Source organism: Sphingomonas sp. Leaf37 (assembly GCF_920939475.1).
Lineage (GTDB): Bacteria > Pseudomonadota > Alphaproteobacteria > Sphingomonadales > Sphingomonadaceae > Sphingomonas.
The window spans coordinates 398,247-415,954 of sequence record NZ_CAKLAX010000001.1; the positions used below are offsets into that span (position 1 = coordinate 398,247).

A 17,708-nucleotide genomic window follows, 5' to 3' on the forward strand; every position below is an offset into this window, starting at 1 on the left:
GCGGGTCACCGGTGGTTCAAGCCCGTTGCTCCATTCCGCCGCCATCGGGCGGGGATATGGAGGATTACATGCTGAAATCGATAGTTATCGCTGCGACCGCGCTGACCGCCGTCGCCACGCCGGCACTGGCGCAGGACCGCTGGGACTGGAGCGGCGGGCGTCCCGGTGACCGTGCCTATCGCCTGATCGGCGCGGGTGTGCAGGGGCTGGATCCCGCATTGCGCGGCACGCCGCGTGGGCGCGCGTTCGTGATGCGGAACTTCGATCGCAATCGTGATGGCCGTATCTCGCCACGCGAGGCGGCGGATGCGAACGCCGCCTTCGTGCGCGTTGCCGGCGCGCGGCGGGATGGCTTCGACTGGGATGCCCGCGATCGGACCGTCGTAGTCGAGACGCGCACCGTCGTACCTGGCCAGTGGGATCGCCGTGCGATGCACGATTACGGCTTTCGTCAGACGCCGCGTGGCGCGACGCTGACCCTGTCCGAGGACGTGCTGTTCGCGACCGACAGCGATGTGCTGCGGCCGGGCGCGATCGAAAAGTTGCGACCGCTGGCGAGCTATCTGCGCTCGAACGGCGGGGTGCGGGTGGCGATCGACGGCTTCACCGATTCGCGCGGGTCCGATGCGCATAATCAGGACCTGTCCGAACGCCGTGCGGCCAGCGTCCGTTCGGCCTTCGACGCGATGGGTGTGACTCGGGCGCGGTTCAGCGTCGCCGGACATGGCGAGGCGAGTCCGGTCGCGACCAACGCCACCGCCGCAGGCATGCGTCAGAACCGGCGCGTCGAGGTGACGCTGCTCGGCCGCCGCGCGACGGAGTTCTGAAGATCGTCCCGATCCTCCCCCGCTTTGGCGGGGGAGGTGGCGGCGAAGCTGAATTAGGGGGCCTTCCCGTGGGTCGCCCAGCTGGTGACGTACCTCCGCCACGCAGGACGGCGCCATTTTGCTTTCGTTCCGCCCTCGTAATCCCTATATAATCGCTATGGCAGAACCCCAGAATACGAACGACTACGGCGCCTCCTCGATCAAGGTGCTGAAGGGCCTCGACGCGGTGCGCAAGCGGCCGGGCATGTATATCGGCGATACCGACGACGGATCGGGCCTCCACCACATGGTGTTCGAGGTCAGCGACAACGCGATCGACGAGGCGCTCGCCGGGCATTGCGACCGGATCGACATCCAGCTCAACGCCGACGGATCGGTCAGCGTCACCGACAACGGCCGCGGTATCCCGACCGGCATCCACCCCGAAGAGGGCGTGTCGGCGGCGGAGGTCATCATGACCCAGCTGCACGCCGGCGGTAAGTTCGAGAACACCAGCGACGACAATGCCTACAAGGTCTCGGGCGGTCTCCACGGCGTCGGCGTGTCGGTGGTCAACGCCTTGTCCGAATTCCTCGACCTGACGATCTGGCGCGACGGCGAGGAGCATTACATGCGCTTCGCGTTCGGCGATGCCGTGTCGCCGCTGAAGGTCGTCGGTCCCGCGGAGCCGGGCCAGAAGGGGACGCGCGTTACCTTCCTGCCCAGCCCTGCGACGTTCAAGATCACCGAATTCGACTTCGACAAGCTCGAACACCGCTATCGCGAGCTGGCGTTCCTCAATTCGGGCGTCCGCCTGTTCCTCACCGATGCGCGCCACGACGAGCCCAAGACGGTGGAGCTGTATTACGAGGGCGGGATCGCCGCGTTCGTAAAATGGCTCGACCGCGCCAAGACCCCGCTCTTCCCTGAGCCGATCGCGATCAACGGCACGCGCGACGACGTGACGATGGACGTCGCGCTCGAATGGAACGACAGCTATTACGAGAACGTCCTCGCCTTCACCAACAACATCCCGCAGCGCGACGGCGGCACGCACATGGCGGCGTTCCGCGCGGCGCTGACCCGCACGCTCAACAATTACGCGGAAAAGTCGGGGCTGCTGAAGAAGGAGAAGGTCACCCTCACCGGCGACGACATGCGTGAAGGGTTGACCGCGATCGTCTCGGTCAAGCTGCCCGATCCGAAGTTTTCGAGCCAGACCAAGGATAAGCTGGTCTCGTCCGAGGTGCGCCAGCCGCTCGAATCGCTGATGGCGGACAAGCTGGCCGAGTGGCTCGAGGAGAACCCGGCGCACGGCAAGTCGATCGTCGGCAAGGTGATCGACGCCGCCGCCGCGCGCGAAGCCGCCAAGAAGGCGCGCGAGCTGACCCGGCGCAAGGGCGTGATGGACATCGCCTCGCTCCCCGGCAAGCTCGCGGATTGCCAGGAAAAGGACCCCGCCAAGTCCGAACTGTTCCTGGTCGAGGGCGATTCGGCCGGCGGTTCGGCCAAGCAGGGCCGCGACCGGCACTTCCAGGCGATCCTTCCCTTGCGTGGCAAGATCCTCAACACCGAACGCGCGCGGTTCGACCGGATGATCTCCAGCCGCGAGATCGGCACGCTGATCCAGGCGATGGGTACCGGCATCGGCCGCGACGACTTCAACGCCGACAAATTGCGCTACCACAAGATCGTCATCATGACCGACGCAGACGTCGACGGCGCGCATATCCGCACGCTGCTGCTGACGTTCTTCTATCGCCAGATGCCCGAGCTGATCGAGCGCGGCCACCTCTTCATCGCGCAACCGCCGCTGTACAAGGCGACGAAGGGCCGGTCGGAAGTGTATCTGAAGGACGATAGCGCGCTCGACGAATATCTGGTCGACGCGGGCGTGTCGTCGATGGTGTTCGAGGCGCCGAGCGGGCACCGTTCGGGGCAGGACCTCAAGAGCCTGCTCGACCATGCCCGCCGCATGCGGACGCTGATGCGCTACGTGCCGCGGCGTTACGATCCGGTGATCATCGAGGTGTTGGCGCTGGGCGGCGCGCTCGACCCGACGTTCACGCGCGAACAGCGCGAGGCGACGGTGGCCGAGGTGACGCGTCGGCTCGAATCGGGTGACGAGGAAGCGCGCTGGACCGCGCGGCTGACCGAGGATGGCGGCATCCACTTCGAACGGCTGTGGCGCGGCGTCACCGATCACCACATCGTCGAGGCGACGTTCCTGGCAAGCGCCGAGGCGCGCAAGCTGCACTCGCTGGCGAGTGAGCAGGCGGAGAGCTTCGTCGCCGCGGGCAAGCTGGTGCCGCTGAAGGGCGCCGCCGCGGCTGCCGAGGATGCGGAGCCGACGCCGGAAGGGGAGGGCCAGATCGGCAGCGTCACCAACGTCGTTGCGCGCGGCGAGAGCCTGGTAGCGCGGCCGTCGCAGTTGCTTGACGCGATCCTCGCTTCGGGCCGCAAGGGGCTGGCGATCCAGCGCTACAAGGGGCTGGGCGAGATGAACGCCGACCAATTGTGGGAAACGACGCTCGATCCGTCGAACCGCACGATGCTGCGCGTGACCAGCGACGACGTATCGGCGGCGGACATGATCTTCACCCAGCTGATGGGCGAAGTCGTCGAGCCGCGGCGCGAGTTCATTCAGGACAATGCGCTGAACGTGGCGAATCTGGACGTGTGATGGGGCGGGTGCCCTTTGCTTCATCAGGCGGGGTGAAGAGGCTGACCCGATCCTGACCCACATCCTGCGTCACCCCGGACTTGTTCCGGGGTCCACTTCGCGGCGAGGGGAAGCCCTTGAGCTTCTTGCCTTACCGTTGCGGCACCGTGGACCCCGGAACAAGTCCGGGGTGACGGAGACGTGGGACGATCGCAAGGCGTTACACGAATCGCCCGCGATGCGTCTGCGTCAGCGCCGTCAGCCAGTCGCGGAAGGTCCGCACGTAGCGAATCTGGACGTGTGATGGAGCGGGCGCCCTTTCCTTCATCGGGCAGGGTGGAGGGCTGATCCGATTCCGACCCACATCCTGCGTCACCCCGGACTTGTTCCGGGGTCCACTTCGCGGCGAGGGGAAGCCCTCGAGCTTCTTGCCTTACCGTTGCGGCACGGTGGACCCCGGAACAAGTCCGGGGTGACGGGGGGATGTGGGATGATCGCAAGGCGTCACACGAACCGCGCGCGGTGCGTCTTCACCAGTCCTGTCAGCCAGTCGCGGAAGGTCCGCACCTTCTTCGCCTCGCGCATGTCCTGGTGCGTGACCAGCCAGAACGAGCGGCGGATGGTGTGATCGGGCAGCACCCGCCGCAACGTCTCGTCGGCATCGCCAATGAAGCGCGGTAGCACGCCGAGACCCGCTCCCGCCGCGACCAGCCGGTATTGCGCGTTGATGCTGGAGCTGCGGATGCGCGGCTCCAGCCCTTCCTTGATCTCGGTCAGATAGCGCAGCTCCGGCGCATAGAGCAGGTCGGGGACGTAGCCGATCAGGTCATGGGCACGTACTTCGGCCGCCGTCGTCGGCAGGGGGTGGCGCGCGGCATAGGCCTGCGATGCATAGAGGCCGAGCGTATAGTCGGTCAGCTTGCCGCTGATCACCGATCCGGTCTGCGGCCGCGCCAGCAAGACCGCCACGTCCGCCTCGCGCCGCGACGGATTGAGGAAGCCGCTGGTCGCGACCAGATCGACGGTGAGTGCGGGATGGCTCGCGGTGAAGGCGGGCAGATGGTGCGCGACGAACCACGTGCCGAAGCCCTCCGACACGCTGACCCGCAGCACGCCGGTCAGGTGATCGGGATCGTCGTCGGGTGCGGCGATCCGCGCCGCCGCCTGCTGCATCGCCTCGACCGTCGCGAGCAGCGCCTGCCCCGCGGCGGTCGGCACCTGCCCCTCGCGCGTCTGTTCGAACAGGGTCTGGCCCAGCGTCGCCTCCAGCCGGCGGAGGTGCCGGGCGAGCGTGGTGGGATCGACGCCGGTCGCCGCCGCCGCACGCGCGATCTGACCGGCGCGGGCGATTGCCAGGAAATCTTGAAGGTCGTCCCATCGCGGCTGCATTTATGCAGGTGTGTGTCGCACTATCCGGCGTTGCGCGCAATCTCGGGGCGGGTGATCCTGCCGGCAATAATGGAGAGGTTCATGCGCAATATCGATCATCTGATCGTCGGCCATACCGGCGGTGGAGCGAGTGCCGGCGTCCGCTACGGCGACGTCTTCGATCCCAATACCGGTCAGGTGCAGGCGCGCGTGACGCTGGGCACGCAGGCCGATCTCGACCGCGCGGTCGCCGCCGCTCAGGCCGCTCAGCCCGGCTGGGCCGCGACCAACCCGCAGCGTCGTGCCCGCGTCATGTTCCGCTTCAAGGAACTGGTCGAGGCGAACATGGATGCGCTCGCGCAGCTTCTCTCGTCCGAGCACGGCAAGGTGATCGCGGACAGCAAGGGCGACATCCAGCGCGGGCTGGAGGTGATCGAGTTCTGCTGCGGCATCCCGCACATCCTGAAAGGTGAATATACCCAGGGTGCCGGTCCCGGCATCGACGTCTATTCGATGCGCCAGCCGCTGGGCATCGGTGCCGGGATCACCCCGTTCAACTTCCCCGGCATGATCCCGATGTGGATGTTCGGCGTCGCCATCGCGACCGGCAACGCCTTCATCCTGAAACCCTCCGAGCGCGATCCGTCGGTCCCGGTGCGCCTCGCCGAACTGATGCTGGAGGCCGGCGCGCCCGAGGGCATCTTGCAGGTCGTCCATGGCGACAAGGAGATGGTCGACGCCATCCTCGATCATCCCGCGATCAGCGCGGTCAGCTTCGTCGGGTCGTCCGACATCGCGCATTACGTCTACCGCCGCGGTGTCGAGGCGGGCAAGCGCGTGCAGGCGATGGGCGGTGCCAAGAACCACGGCATCGTCATGCCTGACGCGGACCTGGATCAGGTCGTCGCCGATCTGTCGGGTGCGGCGTTCGGATCGGCCGGCGAGCGCTGCATGGCGCTGCCGGTGGTGGTGCCGGTCGGCGAGAAGACCGCCGATGCGTTGCGCGAGAAGCTGATCCCCGCCATCGCCGCGTTGCGCGTCGGCGTCTCGACCGACGAACAGGCGCATTACGGCCCGGTGGTCAACGCCGCGCACAAGCAGCGCGTTGAGAACTGGATCCAGACCGGCGTCGACGAGGGCGCGGAACTGGTCGTCGACGGGCGCGGCTTCACGTTGCAGGGGCATGAAGAGGGCTTCTTCGTCGGCCCGACGCTGTTCGACCGGGTCACGCCCGACATGTCGGCGTATAAGGAAGAGATCTTCGGCCCCGTGCTCCAAATCGTCCGCGCGCCCGATTTCGAGACGGCGGTGCGCCTGCCGAGCGAGCATCAATATGGCAACGGCGTCGCGATCTTCACCCGCAACGGCCATGCCGCGCGCGAATTCGCCGCGCGCGTCAACGTCGGGATGGTCGGCATCAACGTGCCGATCCCGGTGCCGGTCGCCTATCACACCTTCGGCGGGTGGAAGCGGTCGGCGTTCGGCGACACCAACCAGCACGGCATGGAGGGCGTGAAGTTCTGGACCAAGGTCAAGACGATCACGCAGCGCTGGCCGGACGGCACCGCCGACCTGCCGCGCGGTAGCGAAGACGGCGGACCTTCACGCGTGCAGGATGCGTTCGTCATTCCCACCATGGGTTGAATACGATGCGCCTAACGATCCTTTCCGCCGCTGTGCTGCCCCCTATGCTGTTGCTCGCCTGTTCGGGGGGCGAGACGACCAACAACGAATCCGGCGGCAGCGCCGCGGTCGAACCGACGCCGGGCAACCTGTCGATCGATCCGCAGAACACGCTGGTGCCGCTCGACCCGCAGGGGAATGCGGCGGTCGAGGCACCTGTGCCGCTGCCGACTGCCACACCCTCGCCGATCTCGGCGATGCCGGCGGCGTTCACCGGCCGCTGGGGCATGGTGGCGAACGATTGCGATCCGAAGCGTGCCGACAACAAGGGCTTGCTGACGATCGCGGGCAACCGCCTGTCCTTCTACGAGTCGCGTGGCGAGGCCGCGAAACTGCGCCAGACCCAGCCGACGCAGGTCGCGTTCGACCTGCCGATGAGCGGCGAGGGCATGACCTGGTCCGAACCGACGACGCTCACCCTGCTCGACGACGGCAAGACGTTGGTGCGCGAGGCGAAGGGTTCGCCCGATCGCGCCGGCTCGTTCCGCTACAGCCGCTGTCCCGCCTGAAGGTAAATCATGGAAAACCAGTTCGACCTCACAGACGACCAGCGCGAGATCCAGGACCTCGCGCGCCGCTTCACCGCCAACCGCATCACGCCACACGCGGGCGAATGGGACGAGAAGCACATTTTCCCGCGCGACACGATCAAGGCGGCGGCCGAACTCGGTTTCGCGGCGATCTACGTCTCCGAGGAATCGGGCGGCATCGCGCTCGGGCGGATGGAGGCGGCGCTGATCATGGAGGCGATGGCCTATGGCTGTCCCTCGACCAGCGCGTTCATCTCGATCCACAACATGGCGTCATGGATGATCGACCGGTTCGGGTCGCAGACGGTGAAGGACAAGTATCTCCCCGATCTGGTGACGATGGACCGGCTGGCGAGCTATTGCCTCACGGAGCCGGGCTCCGGGTCGGATGCGGCGGCGCTGAAGACGCGGGCGGTGCGCGACGGCGACGACTGGCTGGTGACGGGATCGAAGCAGTTCATCTCCGGCGCGGGCGAGAACGAGGTGTACGTGACGATGGTCCGCACCGGCGAGGAAGGGCCGAAGGGCATCTCGGCATTGGTGATCGAGAAGGACATGCCGGGCGTCTCGTTCGGGGCGAACGAGCGCAAGCTCGGCTGGCATTCGCAACCGACGCGGCAGGTGACGTTCGACAACGTCCGCGTGCCGGCCGAGAACATCGTTGGCGGCGAGGGCGAGGGGTTCCGCATCGCGATGATGGGGCTCGACGGCGGTCGGCTCAACATCGGCGCGTGCAGCCTCGGCGGGGCGCAGCGCTGCCTCGACGAGGCGATCGGTTATACCAAGGATCGCAAGCAGTTCGGCAAGGCGATCGCCGACTTCCAGAACACGCAGTTCACGCTCGCCGACATGGCGACCGAACTGGAGGCGGCGCGTGCGCTCCTCTACATGGCGGCTGCCAAGGTTACCGCGAATGCGCCCGACAAGACGCGTTTCGCGGCGATGGCGAAGCGGCTGGCGACCGACACCGGCAGCAGCGTCGTCGATCGCGCGCTGCAATTGCACGGCGGCTACGGCTATCTGATGGACTATCCGATCGAACGCTTCTGGCGCGACCTGCGCGTCCATTCGATCCTGGAAGGCACCAATCAGGTCATGCGCATGATCGTCGGGCGCGAACTGACGCGGCAGTGAACATCCCACGAGGTTTATTAGGAGAGAGCATCAATGGCACGCGTCGCCTTCATCGGCCTCGGCAACATGGGCGGGGGCATGGCCGCCAACCTCGCGAAGAAGGGTCATGACGTCCGCGCCTTCGACCTCAACGCCGACGCGCTGGCCAAGGCGAAGGCGGCGGGATGCCTGCCCGTCGCCACCGCCGCCGAGGCGATCGAGGGCGCGGAGGCGGTGGTCACGATGCTGCCCGCCGGCACGCACGTCGAAAGCGTCTACACCGATGCCGTCTTCGGCCGGGCGCAGCCATCCGCGATCCTGATCGACTGTTCGACGATCGACGTCGCCACCGCGCGCCGCGTCGCCGAGACCGCCGCGGCGAAGGGGCTCGCCGCGGTCGATGCGCCGGTGTCGGGCGGGATCGGCGCGGCCAATGCCGGCACGCTCACCTTCATGGTCGGCGGCGCGGAGGATGCGTTCGCGCGCGCGCAGCCGTTCCTCGCCGACATGGGCAAGGCGGTGATCCACGCCGGCGCCAGCGGTGCGGGTCAGGCCGCCAAGATGGCGAACAACATGCTGCTCGGCGCGACGATGATCGCGACGTGCGAGGCGTTCAGGCTGGCGGAGCGACTCGGGCTCGACGCGCAGACGTTCTTCGACATCTCGTCGGTCAGTTCGGGCCAGAGCTGGTCGATGACGAGCTATTGTCCGGTGCCGGGCGTCGGCCCCGACACGCCGGCGGACCACGATTACCAGGGCGGGTTCGCGGCGGCGCTGATGCTGAAGGACCTGCGGCTCGCGATGCAGGCGGCGGAGGAGGCGGGCGCGACCACGCCGCTCGGCCGGCACGCGACCGACCTGTACGAGGCGTTCGTCGCGGACGGGAAGGGCGGCACGGACTTTTCGGGGATCATCCGTACGCTGTAACGAAGCGTATCGCGCTCACCCTCACCCTTCCGGCGCTTCGCGCCTCCCTCCCTCTCCCGCCGGGAGAGGGAAAAGACGCCGAAGGCGGCGACAGGGTGAGGGTGAGCGCCACCGGTTTCAGATCAGCCCCTGCGCCTTCAGGCTGACATGGCCGTTCAGCCCCATGATGATGTGATCGTGCAGCACGATCCCCATCGCCGCACCGGCATCGGCGATCGTGCGCGTGATCTGGATATCCGCGCGACTGGGTGAGGGATCGCCCGAGGGATGGTTGTGGACCAGGATGATCGCCGCCGAGCCCAGATCGATCGCCCGCCGGATCACCTCGCGCACATGCACCGCCGCCTGATCGATCGACCCTTCGCTCATCACCTCGTCGCGGATCAGCATGTTGCGGGTGTTGAGGTGCAGCACCCGAAATCGCTCGATCGCATGATGCGCCATGTCGGCGCGCAGGTAATCGAGCAGCGCCTGCCAGTTGGCGAGCACCGGCCGCTCCGCCACCTCAGCCTTCAGCAGCCGGATCGCGATCGCATGCGCGATCTTGATCGCGGCGGCGGAGGTGTCGCCGACACCCTTCACCCGCGTCAGCGCCGCCGCATCGGCGGTCAGCAGCGCCCCGATTCCGCCGAATTCGCGCAACAGCGCCTTGGCGATCGGCTTGGTGTCGATCCGCGGGATCGCCAGCATCAGTAGATATTCGATCAATTCGTGATCGAGCAGCGCCTCGCCGCCGCCATCCAGCAACCGCCCGCGCAGCCGCTCGCGATGGCCGGCGGTATCCTCCGGCAGCATCGGCAAGCCCTCGTCGGGCAGCAGGGGAAGCGTCGACATCGGACCCAAGCCTAGAGCCGGTCCAGAGCGGGCGCAATTGCGCCGATGCGCGTGCTCCGTCTATGGAGGCGCAGATGGCCGAGGGGGTTGACCAGTCGAGCGAAACGCCCCCCGCCCGCCTGCGCCGCGCGTCGCGGATCATGCTGGCGCTCGCGCTGGTGCTGCTGGTCGCGCTGACCGGCGTGTGGCTGGCGCGCAAACCGATCGCGACGCGCGTCATCGACGGCGAACTCCGCAAGCGCGGCATCGTCGCGCATTATGGCGTCAGCGACCTCGGCTTCGGGCGGCAACGGCTGACCAACGTCGTCATCGGCGATCCCGCCGCGCCCGATCTGGTCGCCGACTGGCTGGAGGCGGAGACGCGGATCGGCCTCGACGGCGCGAGCGTCGTCGGCGTGCGCGCCGGGCACGTGCGGCTGCGCGGGCGGCTGGTCGACGGGCGGCTGTCGCTCGGCGCATTGGACAAGTTCATGCCGCCGCCCTCGGGCAAGCCGTTCGCGCTGCCCCGACTGCACGTCGACGTTGCGGACGCGCGGATGCGGCTGGAAACGCCCCTTGGTGTCGTCGGGCTGAAGATGGCGGGGCGCGGCAGGCTCGACGACGGCTTCGACGGGACGGTCGCGGTGGTGAGCACCCGGCTGGCGAGCGGCGGCTGCGCAGTGGCCGGCGTACAGGCGGCGTTGCGCGTCGCGATAGCCAAAGCCGCACCGCATATGGTCGGTCCGGTGCGGATCGCGAATGCGGCATGCGCGGGTGCGACGATCGCCCAAGCGCGAGCCGACGTGGACGCGCAGCTCACCCCGGCGTTGGACGGATGGCGCGGATCGGCGCGGCTGGCGAGCGGCGCGGTGCGCGGCAAGGGCGCGCGGGTCGCCGGCCTGCGGGGGACGGTTCGCTTCGACGGCAGTGCCAAAGCGACGGACGGTACGGTCGATCTTGCCGCGACCGGCGCCGACACGCCGGTGGCACGCGCCGGCGCGCTCGGGATCGCCGGACGCTTCCGGATCGGCGGAGAACAGGTGTTCGCGGGGACGCTCTCCGCTGGTGATGCCAGCATCGCGCCCCGCTACCTAGCCGCACTGGCGCAGCGCGGCGTCGGAACCGGCACGCCCGTTGGCCCGCTGATCCAGGCAGCAACGCGTGCGACGCAGGTTGCCGGACAGCGTTTCGACGGACAGGCCACGATCACGCTCCGGCAAGCCGACGGCAAAGGGCAGGCACGCGTGACGCAGGCTGCCGTCACCGCGGCGAGCGGCGCACGCGTGCGGCTGGCAGGGGGCAGTGGCATCGCGCTAGCCTGGCCCGATGCTCGGGTGCGGGTCGACACGACACTGGCGATGTCGGGCGGCGGCTTGCCCGGCGTCACCATGACGCTGGCGCAGGCAAGGCCCGGCGCGCCGGTGCGCGGGCGGGCGATCGTTGCGCCTTATGCTGCGGGCGGCGCGCGTCTGGCGCTGTCACCGGTGACCTTCACTGCGACGCCGGGTGGAGCGACGCGGATATCGACGCGGGCGTCGCTGTCGGGGCCGCTCGGCGATGGCCGGGTCGACGATCTGGCGCTGCCGCTCGACCTGCGCTGGAACGGGCGCGGTACGCTGATCGCTAACCCGGCCTGCACGCCGCTGGCGATCCGGCGTCTGGCCGTGGCGGGGCTGACGCTCAATCCGGTGCAGACGCGGCTGTGCCCGCTCTCCGGCGCGCTGGTCACGCTCTCCGGCGCGCGGCTGAGCGGCGGCGCGCGGCTGGCGGCGACGCGGCTTGCCGGTCGGCTGGGACAGACGCCGCTGACGCTTGCCGCCAGCGGTGCGCAATTGCGCCTGGGCGACCGTGGCTTCGTGCTCGACGGCGTCGCGGCGCGGCTCGGCAGTCCGGAGCGGGTGACGCGGATCGATCTCGACCAGCTGACCGGCCGGATCGATGGCGGAGCGGTGGCGGGCAGCTTCACCGGCGGGTCGGGCCAGATCGCCAACGTGCCGCTGCTGCTCGGTGCCGCGGCGGGGGACTGGTCGCTGCGTGGCGGCGTGGTGACGCTCACCGCGACGATGACGGTGGACGATGCCGCGCCCGATCCGCGCTTCCGTACGCTCGCCGCACGCGACGTCGCCTTCCGCCTCGCCGACGGTACGATCGCCGCGACGGGCACGCTGTACGAACCGACCCGCGACGTGAAGGTCGCCGGCGTCCGCATCGTCCATGCGCTGTCGTCGGGCAGCGGCACCGCCGATATCGCGGTGCCGGGCATCGCCTTCGACGAGCGGTTCCAGCCCGATCTGCTGACCCGCCTGACCCTGGGCGTCGTCGCCGATGTGCGCGGCAGCGTCACCGGCGAGGGGCATCTCGCCTGGAACGCGCAGGGCGTCACCTCGACCGGTCAGTTCGCGACCAAGGACACGGCGCTCGCCGCCGCGCTCGGGCCGGTCAGTGGCATCACCACGACGGTCCGCTTCACCGACCTGCTGGCGCTGGAGAGCGCACCGGCGCAGGTCGCGACGATCAAGACGATCAACCCCGGTATCTCCGTCACCGACGGCACGATCACCTATCAGTTGCTCGCCAACCAGCGCGTGCAGATCGACAATGGCCGCTGGCCGTTCGCGGGTGGGACGATGACGCTGCTGCCGACGACGCTCGACTTCGCGGAATCGAGCGCGCGGCGGATGACGTTCCGGCTCGACGGGGTGCAGGCGCGCCAGTTTCTCGGCCAGTTCGACTTCAAGAATCTGGATGCGACCGGCATTTTCGACGGCGAACTGCCGATGATATTCGATGTCGAGGGCGGACGGATCGAGAACGGGCGGCTTGCGGTGCGACAGGGCGGCGGCAGCCTCGCCTATGTCGGCGACCTGACGCAGAAGGATCTGGGCCTGTGGGGCAATATCGCGTTCCAGGCGCTGAAGGACTTGCGCTACCGCAACCTCACGATCGGCATGAACGGGCCGCTGGCGGGCGAGATGGTGACCGAGGTGCGCTTCGCCGGCGTGTCGCAAGGCGCGGGCGCGAAGAGCAACTTCATCGTCCGCCGCCTGCAAAAGCTGCCCTTCGTGTTCAACATCCGGATCAAGGCCCCCTTCCGCGGCCTGCTCGATTCGGCTCAGTCCTTCTACGACCCCCGCCGGCTGGTCCAGCGCAACCTGCCGGCGCTGCTCGATCGGCAGAAGGAAACGCCCGTCATTCAGCCCCCCGCAAGCGAGGTCGTGCCATGAGCGAAACAGGATTGAAGATGTCGGAGCGAATCACGACCTTGGGACGGATGACGAATATGGCCGCGATCGGTCTGGCGACGACGTTGGGCGGGTGCATCAACGTGTCGGCACCGGACAAGCCGATCGAGATCAACCTGAACATCAGCGTCACGCAGGAAGTGGTGTATCGTCTCGACGGAGAAGCGAAATCGCTGATCCAGCAGAATCCGGGGATTTTCTAAGATGCAAAAGGTCACGATGATGTTCGCCGGCGCGGTGGCCCTCGCCGGCCTGTCCGCCGCGGCCTATGCGCAGCGCGATCCGGCCTATGCCGCCGCGCGCGAGGCGAAGCAGGTCGGCGAACAGCCTGACGGCTATCTCGGCGTGGTGAGCGGCGGTCCTGCGGTGCAGGCGATGGTCCGCGACATCAACATCAAGCGCAAGGCGGCCTATACCGCCAGCGCCCAGGCCAGCGGATCGACCGTCGAGCAATTCGCCTTCACCAGCGGCTGCAATCTGGTGGCGAAGGTCGGTCAGGGCGAGATGTACAAGACGCCGTCGGGTCAGTGGAAGGAGAACACCGGCACGCCTGAACTCGACGGCCGGTGTAAGTAACCCCTTCTAAGTCCTCCCTCGCGTCAGCGGGGGAGGGGGCGCCGCGGAGCGGGAGTGGGGGGCGTGTCCGCAAGCAACCAGCTTCGAGGCTTACCTCCCCCTCCGTCACGCTCTGGCGAGCGCGCCACCTCCCCCTGGCGGGGGAGGAATGTAAGGTGCGCCGTTCCCCGGTTGACACCCCGGCACCCCTTACCTAAACGGGCCACGCCTTGGCGGGATCGCTCGCCCTACGCGTTTTCTCCCCCGGCTGAACGATACAGGCGAGGGGTTTGCGCGTGGCGGAAGACGATACCGGGCGAGACTTCACCAGCGCGGAAGATCCGCGGCTTTCCGCGCTCGATGAGCGGCTGAAGGAAGCCCGGCATCAGGAAGCGCTGCGGACGGGGCAGGGGGCGTCGAACGCCGATGCGGGATACTCGCTCGGCAATCGCGTGCTCGCCGCCCTGATCGGAAGCCTCGTCGGCAGTGCGCTGATCGGCTGGTGTATAGACCGCTGGTTCGGCACGACCCCATGGGCGCTGATCGTGATGCTGTTCCTCGGAATCGCCGTCGCGTTCAGGCAGATCATTCGAATTGCAGGCGAACGCCCGGAATAACCGGGCGTTTGTCGTATTAGGGAGCGTAGATCCGCGTGGCGGCAGAATCGGGCAGCAAGATCGATCCGATGCACCAGTTCCTGATCGAACCTTTGTTCGGTCGGCATTGGGTCGTCGCGGGATACGACATCTCGTTCACCAACTCCGCGTTGTGGATGGTGATCACGCTCGCCAGCCTGTGGCTGTTCATGCTGGGCGGGATGAAGCGCGATCTCGTCCCCGGCCGCTGGCAGGCCGCGGTCGAGGGCTTCACCGGCTTCGTCTCCAACATGCTGACGTCGAATATCGGGCCGCAGGGCAAGCGCTTCGTCCCGTACGTCTTCTCGCTGTTCATGTTCATCCTGTTCGCCAACATCTGGGGCCTGACCCCGGTCGGCGTCGTTCCGGGCTGGCATCCGTTTACGATCACCAGCCACCTGACCGTCACCGGCGTGCTGGCGGTGATCAGCTTCGCGATCGTGCTGATCGTCGGCTTCGGCAAGCACGGCTTCCACTTCTTCAGCCTGTTCGTGCCGCACGGCACCCCGGCGCTGATGATCCCGCTGATCTTCGTCGTCGAGCTGATGAGCTTCCTGGTGCGCCCGTTCTCGCTGGGCCTGCGACTGTTCGTCGCGATGACCGCGGGGCATATCCTGCTCAAGGTGCTGGCGGCGTTCGTCATCAGCGGCATCAATATGGGTCCGGGTTACGGTCTGCTCGTGTCGCTGCCCAGCTTCGTGCTGATGATCGGCATCACGCTGCTCGAACTGCTGGTCGCCGCGATCCAGGCCTATGTCTTCGCGCTGCTGACCAGCGTGTACCTGAACGACGCGGTCAACCTGCACTAGGGTTCGCCACGCGAGTTTGAACGTCTCAACTTTCTCAACTTTAGCTTTTGAATCGGGAGTAAATGACATGGACGCAGAAGCCGCAAAGATGATCGGTGCCGGTCTGGCCGCGATCGGCATGGGCCTCGCCTCGCTCGGCGTGGGCAACGTGTTCGCCAAGTTCCTCGAAGGCGCGTTGCGCAATCCGGGCGCCGCGGACAGCCAGCAGGGCCGTCTGTTCATCGGTTTCGCGGGCGCAGAGCTTCTCGGCCTGCTCGCCTTCGTGACGATGATCATCCTGCTCTTCGTCGCCTAACATCGACATACGCCGGGCGCTTGCGTCCGGCGGATTGTTCGAGGTCGCGTTAAAGGTCATAAATGCCTCAGATTTCGCAGATCGCCGCCACCTACGCTTCGCAGATCTTCTGGCTGCTCATCACCTTCGGCATCCTGTATTTCGGGATCGGCAAGATGATGGTGCCCCGGGTCATCGCGACCGTGGACGCGCGTGAAGGCCAGATCGCGGCCGACCTTGCCGCGGCCGAACAGGCCCGTCTCGCCGCCGACAAGGTGGAAGAGGCATGGCGCCTGAAGATGGACGAGGCGCGCGCCGCGGCACTCGCCGAGACCAGCGCCGCCAAGGCTCAGGCGACCAAGGCCGCCGAAAGCCAGGTGAAGTCCGCCGATGCGGAACTCGCCGAGCGGCTGGCGCATCACGATCTCGCCGTCGGCAATGCCAAGGCGAATGCGATGCTCAACCTCCAGTCCGTCGCCGCGGAAGTGGCGCAGGAACTGGTGACCAAGGTGTCGGGCCTGACCGTCGGCATCGATGCCGCCGCCGATGCGGTGCGGAGGACCAACGCTCATGGCTAATCCCGCCAGCAACATGGTCGCGGCGAACCTCGCCGACGCGGCATCGTCGCAGACCATGCAGCCACGTGAAATCCGCGATGGCAGCGAACTCACCGCCAACGTGTCCGAACCGGGCGCGGAGCATGTCGTCGAAGAGACGGCACTGGGCTTCAACACGACCGGCTGGGTCGGCATTGCCGCTCTGGTCGTGCTGATCGGCATGCTGGTGGTCAAGGTGCCGGCGAAGATCGCCGCCATGCTCGACAAGCAGATCGCCGGCGTGCGCACGCAACTCGACGAGGCGAAGGCGCTCCGTGCCGATGCCGAGCGACTGCGCGCCGAGTATGAGGCCAAGGCCAAGGCGGCCGAAGCCGATGCGGCGACGATGCGCGCGCATGCCCAGCAGGAAGCCAACCAGATCATCGCCAAGGCGAAGCGCGACGCGGAGGACCTGATGGCCCGCCGCACCAAGCGCGCCGAGGACAAGATCGCCGCCGCCGAGCGCAACGCGATCGCCGAAGTCCGTGCGCTCGCTGCGGAGACCGCAGCCAAAGCGGCAGCCGTGCTGATCGCCGAGCACCACGACGCCGGTGCCGACAGGGCAATGATCGACCGCTCGATCTCGGGGCTGAGCCGCTTGAACTGAAACTTCCAATTCCTCCCTCGCGAAGCGGGGGAGGGCGACCATTCGGCGTAGCCGAATGGTGGAGGGGCGGTTTCGCAGGCACTGCATTCGGTGCTCGCCTACACTCTGTCAGGGCCTGGCGGTGCCACCTCTTCCTCGCGGGGGAGGACTCGCTGCCCTCATCGACCAGCGTCTCTTCACGGGTTTCCGGCGCGGTCCTGTCATCACGAGCCCGCGCTAGGAGTAACATCCATGTCGTGGCTCATTCTCGCCATCGCCGTGTTCACCGAAATCTGCTGGGCGCTCAGCCTGAAATGGGCGGCGACGCTTGCGACGTGGCAAGCCTCCAGCGTCCCGATCGTCCTGTCCTTCGTCAACATGGGCTTGCTGGCGCTGGCGATGCGCGGCCTGCCCGCCGGCACCGCCTATGCGGTGTGGACCGGCTGCGGCGCGGTCGGCGTCATCATCGGCGGCATGTTCCTGTTCGGCGACAAGGTCAGCCTCGTCCAGGCCTGCTTCATGGCATTGACCGTGGTCGGGATCGTCGGCACGAAGATGTTCGCCCAGGCCTGACCTTCCCACCGTCGCCGGCCGTGCTACAAGCGGTGACCGCATCCTGCCGGTGCCGAGGTGGTCCGATGTCGATCCTGCTGTCGTTGTTGCTCACCGTCGCCCAGGCGCAAGCCTCCCCCGCCGCAGCGGCCGCGGACAAGTTCGCGCTCGACCTGCCGGCGGACGATACGGCGCCGGCGCCGGCCGAACCCGCGCCAGCGGAACCGACGACGCTGCCGGTCTCGACATCGGCCTTCTCGATCGACACGCCGATCGCCGACCTGATCGCCGATCCCCGTGCCAAGGCGATCCTAGATCGCGACGTCCCCGGATTGAGCGATGACGATAACCTGCCGAAGTTCAAGACACTGTCGCTCCGCAAACTGGCCCCGCTCAGCGGCGGCCAGATGACCGCAGCGCTGCTGGAGAAGGTCGGGACGGACCTCGCCGCGATCGGCGCGGACGCTCCCCCCGCAAAGAGGGTCGAGGTACGAAGGGCGTTACCCAGCGGTCGCTGACCGGCAGCCCCTAGCCCCCACCCGCCGCGACTCCTACAT

Annotated in this window: 18 protein-coding genes; 16 read left to right on the forward strand and 2 right to left on the reverse strand. The window is 67.5% G+C overall.

Going from position 1 to position 17,708, the window contains the following annotated elements; translation table 11 throughout:
• Positions 1-68 precede the first annotated feature (68 nt).
• Together LRA87_RS01640 and gyrB are read left to right on the forward strand one after the other, a co-directional pair.
• Positions 69-827 (forward strand): OmpA family protein, encoded by a 759-nt coding sequence (locus LRA87_RS01640; protein WP_230628662.1) that lies wholly within the window; start codon positions 69-71, stop codon positions 825-827.
• Positions 828-984: 157 nt separating this feature from the next.
• Positions 985-3,489, forward strand: a complete 2,505-nt coding sequence (gene gyrB, locus LRA87_RS01645; RefSeq protein ID WP_230628663.1) for a DNA topoisomerase (ATP-hydrolyzing) subunit B — start codon at positions 985-987, stop codon at positions 3,487-3,489.
• Positions 3,490-3,972: 483 nt separating this feature from the next.
• Here the strand turns inward: gyrB and LRA87_RS01650 are convergent, their stop codons facing one another.
• Positions 3,973-4,857, reverse strand: a complete 885-nt coding sequence (locus LRA87_RS01650) for a LysR family transcriptional regulator (protein WP_230628664.1) — start codon at positions 4,855-4,857, stop codon at positions 3,973-3,975.
• 81 nt (positions 4,858-4,938) lie between these two features.
• Between LRA87_RS01650 and LRA87_RS01655 the strand changes: the two genes are divergently transcribed.
• Genes LRA87_RS01655 through mmsB form a run of 4 tightly spaced genes read left to right on the forward strand, consistent with a single transcriptional unit; the run spans position 4,939 to position 9,089 of the window.
• Positions 4,939-6,480, forward strand: a complete 1,542-nt coding sequence (locus tag LRA87_RS01655; protein WP_230628665.1) for a CoA-acylating methylmalonate-semialdehyde dehydrogenase — start codon at positions 4,939-4,941, stop codon at positions 6,478-6,480.
• A 5-nt stretch (positions 6,481-6,485) separates the two neighbouring features.
• Positions 6,486-7,028: a hypothetical protein gene (locus LRA87_RS01660; RefSeq protein ID WP_230628666.1), complete on the forward strand. Its 543-nt coding sequence runs from the start codon at positions 6,486-6,488 to the stop codon at positions 7,026-7,028.
• 9 nt (positions 7,029-7,037) lie between these two features.
• Positions 7,038-8,183: an acyl-CoA dehydrogenase family protein gene (locus LRA87_RS01665; protein ID WP_230628667.1), complete on the forward strand. Its 1,146-nt coding sequence runs from the start codon at positions 7,038-7,040 to the stop codon at positions 8,181-8,183.
• 33 nt (positions 8,184-8,216) lie between these two features.
• Positions 8,217-9,089, forward strand: a complete 873-nt coding sequence (gene mmsB / locus LRA87_RS01670) for a 3-hydroxyisobutyrate dehydrogenase (protein WP_230628668.1) — start codon at positions 8,217-8,219, stop codon at positions 9,087-9,089.
• A 117-nt stretch (positions 9,090-9,206) separates the two neighbouring features.
• Here mmsB and radC read toward each other — a convergent pair whose 3' ends face one another.
• Positions 9,207-9,923 carry a RadC family protein gene (radC, locus tag LRA87_RS01675; protein WP_230628669.1) on the reverse strand — a complete coding sequence of 239 codons (717 nt, stop codon included), beginning with the start codon at positions 9,921-9,923 and terminating at the stop codon, positions 9,207-9,209.
• 74 nt (positions 9,924-9,997) lie between these two features.
• Between radC and LRA87_RS01680 the strand changes: the two genes are divergently transcribed.
• The 10 genes from LRA87_RS01680 to LRA87_RS01725 all read left to right on the forward strand — a co-directional run bounded on the left by LRA87_RS01680 (position 9,998) and on the right by LRA87_RS01725 (position 17,669).
• Positions 9,998-13,126 (forward strand): YdbH domain-containing protein, encoded by a 3,129-nt coding sequence (locus LRA87_RS01680; protein ID WP_230628670.1) that lies wholly within the window; start codon positions 9,998-10,000, stop codon positions 13,124-13,126.
• 47 nt (positions 13,127-13,173) lie between these two features.
• Positions 13,174-13,347 (forward strand): YnbE family lipoprotein, encoded by a 174-nt coding sequence (locus LRA87_RS01685; RefSeq protein WP_230628671.1) that lies wholly within the window; start codon positions 13,174-13,176, stop codon positions 13,345-13,347.
• A 1-nt stretch (position 13,348) separates the two neighbouring features.
• Positions 13,349-13,720, forward strand: a complete 372-nt coding sequence (locus tag LRA87_RS01690) for a YdbL family protein (protein ID WP_230628672.1) — start codon at positions 13,349-13,351, stop codon at positions 13,718-13,720.
• 269 nt (positions 13,721-13,989) lie between these two features.
• Positions 13,990-14,316, forward strand: a complete 327-nt coding sequence (locus LRA87_RS01695; RefSeq protein ID WP_230628673.1) for an AtpZ/AtpI family protein — start codon at positions 13,990-13,992, stop codon at positions 14,314-14,316.
• Positions 14,317-14,351: 35 nt separating this feature from the next.
• Positions 14,352-15,143: a F0F1 ATP synthase subunit A gene (locus LRA87_RS01700; protein WP_230628674.1), complete on the forward strand. Its 792-nt coding sequence runs from the start codon at positions 14,352-14,354 to the stop codon at positions 15,141-15,143.
• 67 nt (positions 15,144-15,210) lie between these two features.
• On the forward strand, positions 15,211-15,438 hold the full coding sequence (locus LRA87_RS01705; protein ID WP_038662560.1) for a F0F1 ATP synthase subunit C: 228 nt from the start codon (positions 15,211-15,213) through the stop codon (positions 15,436-15,438).
• 62 nt (positions 15,439-15,500) lie between these two features.
• Positions 15,501-15,995 carry a F0F1 ATP synthase subunit B family protein gene (locus tag LRA87_RS01710; protein WP_230628675.1) on the forward strand — a complete coding sequence of 165 codons (495 nt, stop codon included), beginning with the start codon at positions 15,501-15,503 and terminating at the stop codon, positions 15,993-15,995.
• Positions 15,988-16,620: a F0F1 ATP synthase subunit B family protein gene (locus LRA87_RS01715; protein WP_230628676.1), complete on the forward strand. Its 633-nt coding sequence runs from the start codon at positions 15,988-15,990 to the stop codon at positions 16,618-16,620. Before LRA87_RS01710 ends, LRA87_RS01715 begins: the two co-directional genes overlap by 8 nt.
• 231 nt (positions 16,621-16,851) lie before the next feature.
• Positions 16,852-17,172, forward strand: a complete 321-nt coding sequence (locus LRA87_RS01720) for a DMT family transporter (protein ID WP_230628677.1) — start codon at positions 16,852-16,854, stop codon at positions 17,170-17,172.
• A gap of 65 nt (positions 17,173-17,237) precedes the next feature.
• Positions 17,238-17,669 (forward strand): hypothetical protein, encoded by a 432-nt coding sequence (locus LRA87_RS01725; RefSeq protein ID WP_230628678.1) that lies wholly within the window; start codon positions 17,238-17,240, stop codon positions 17,667-17,669.
• The last annotated feature ends 39 nt before the right edge of the window (positions 17,670-17,708 follow it).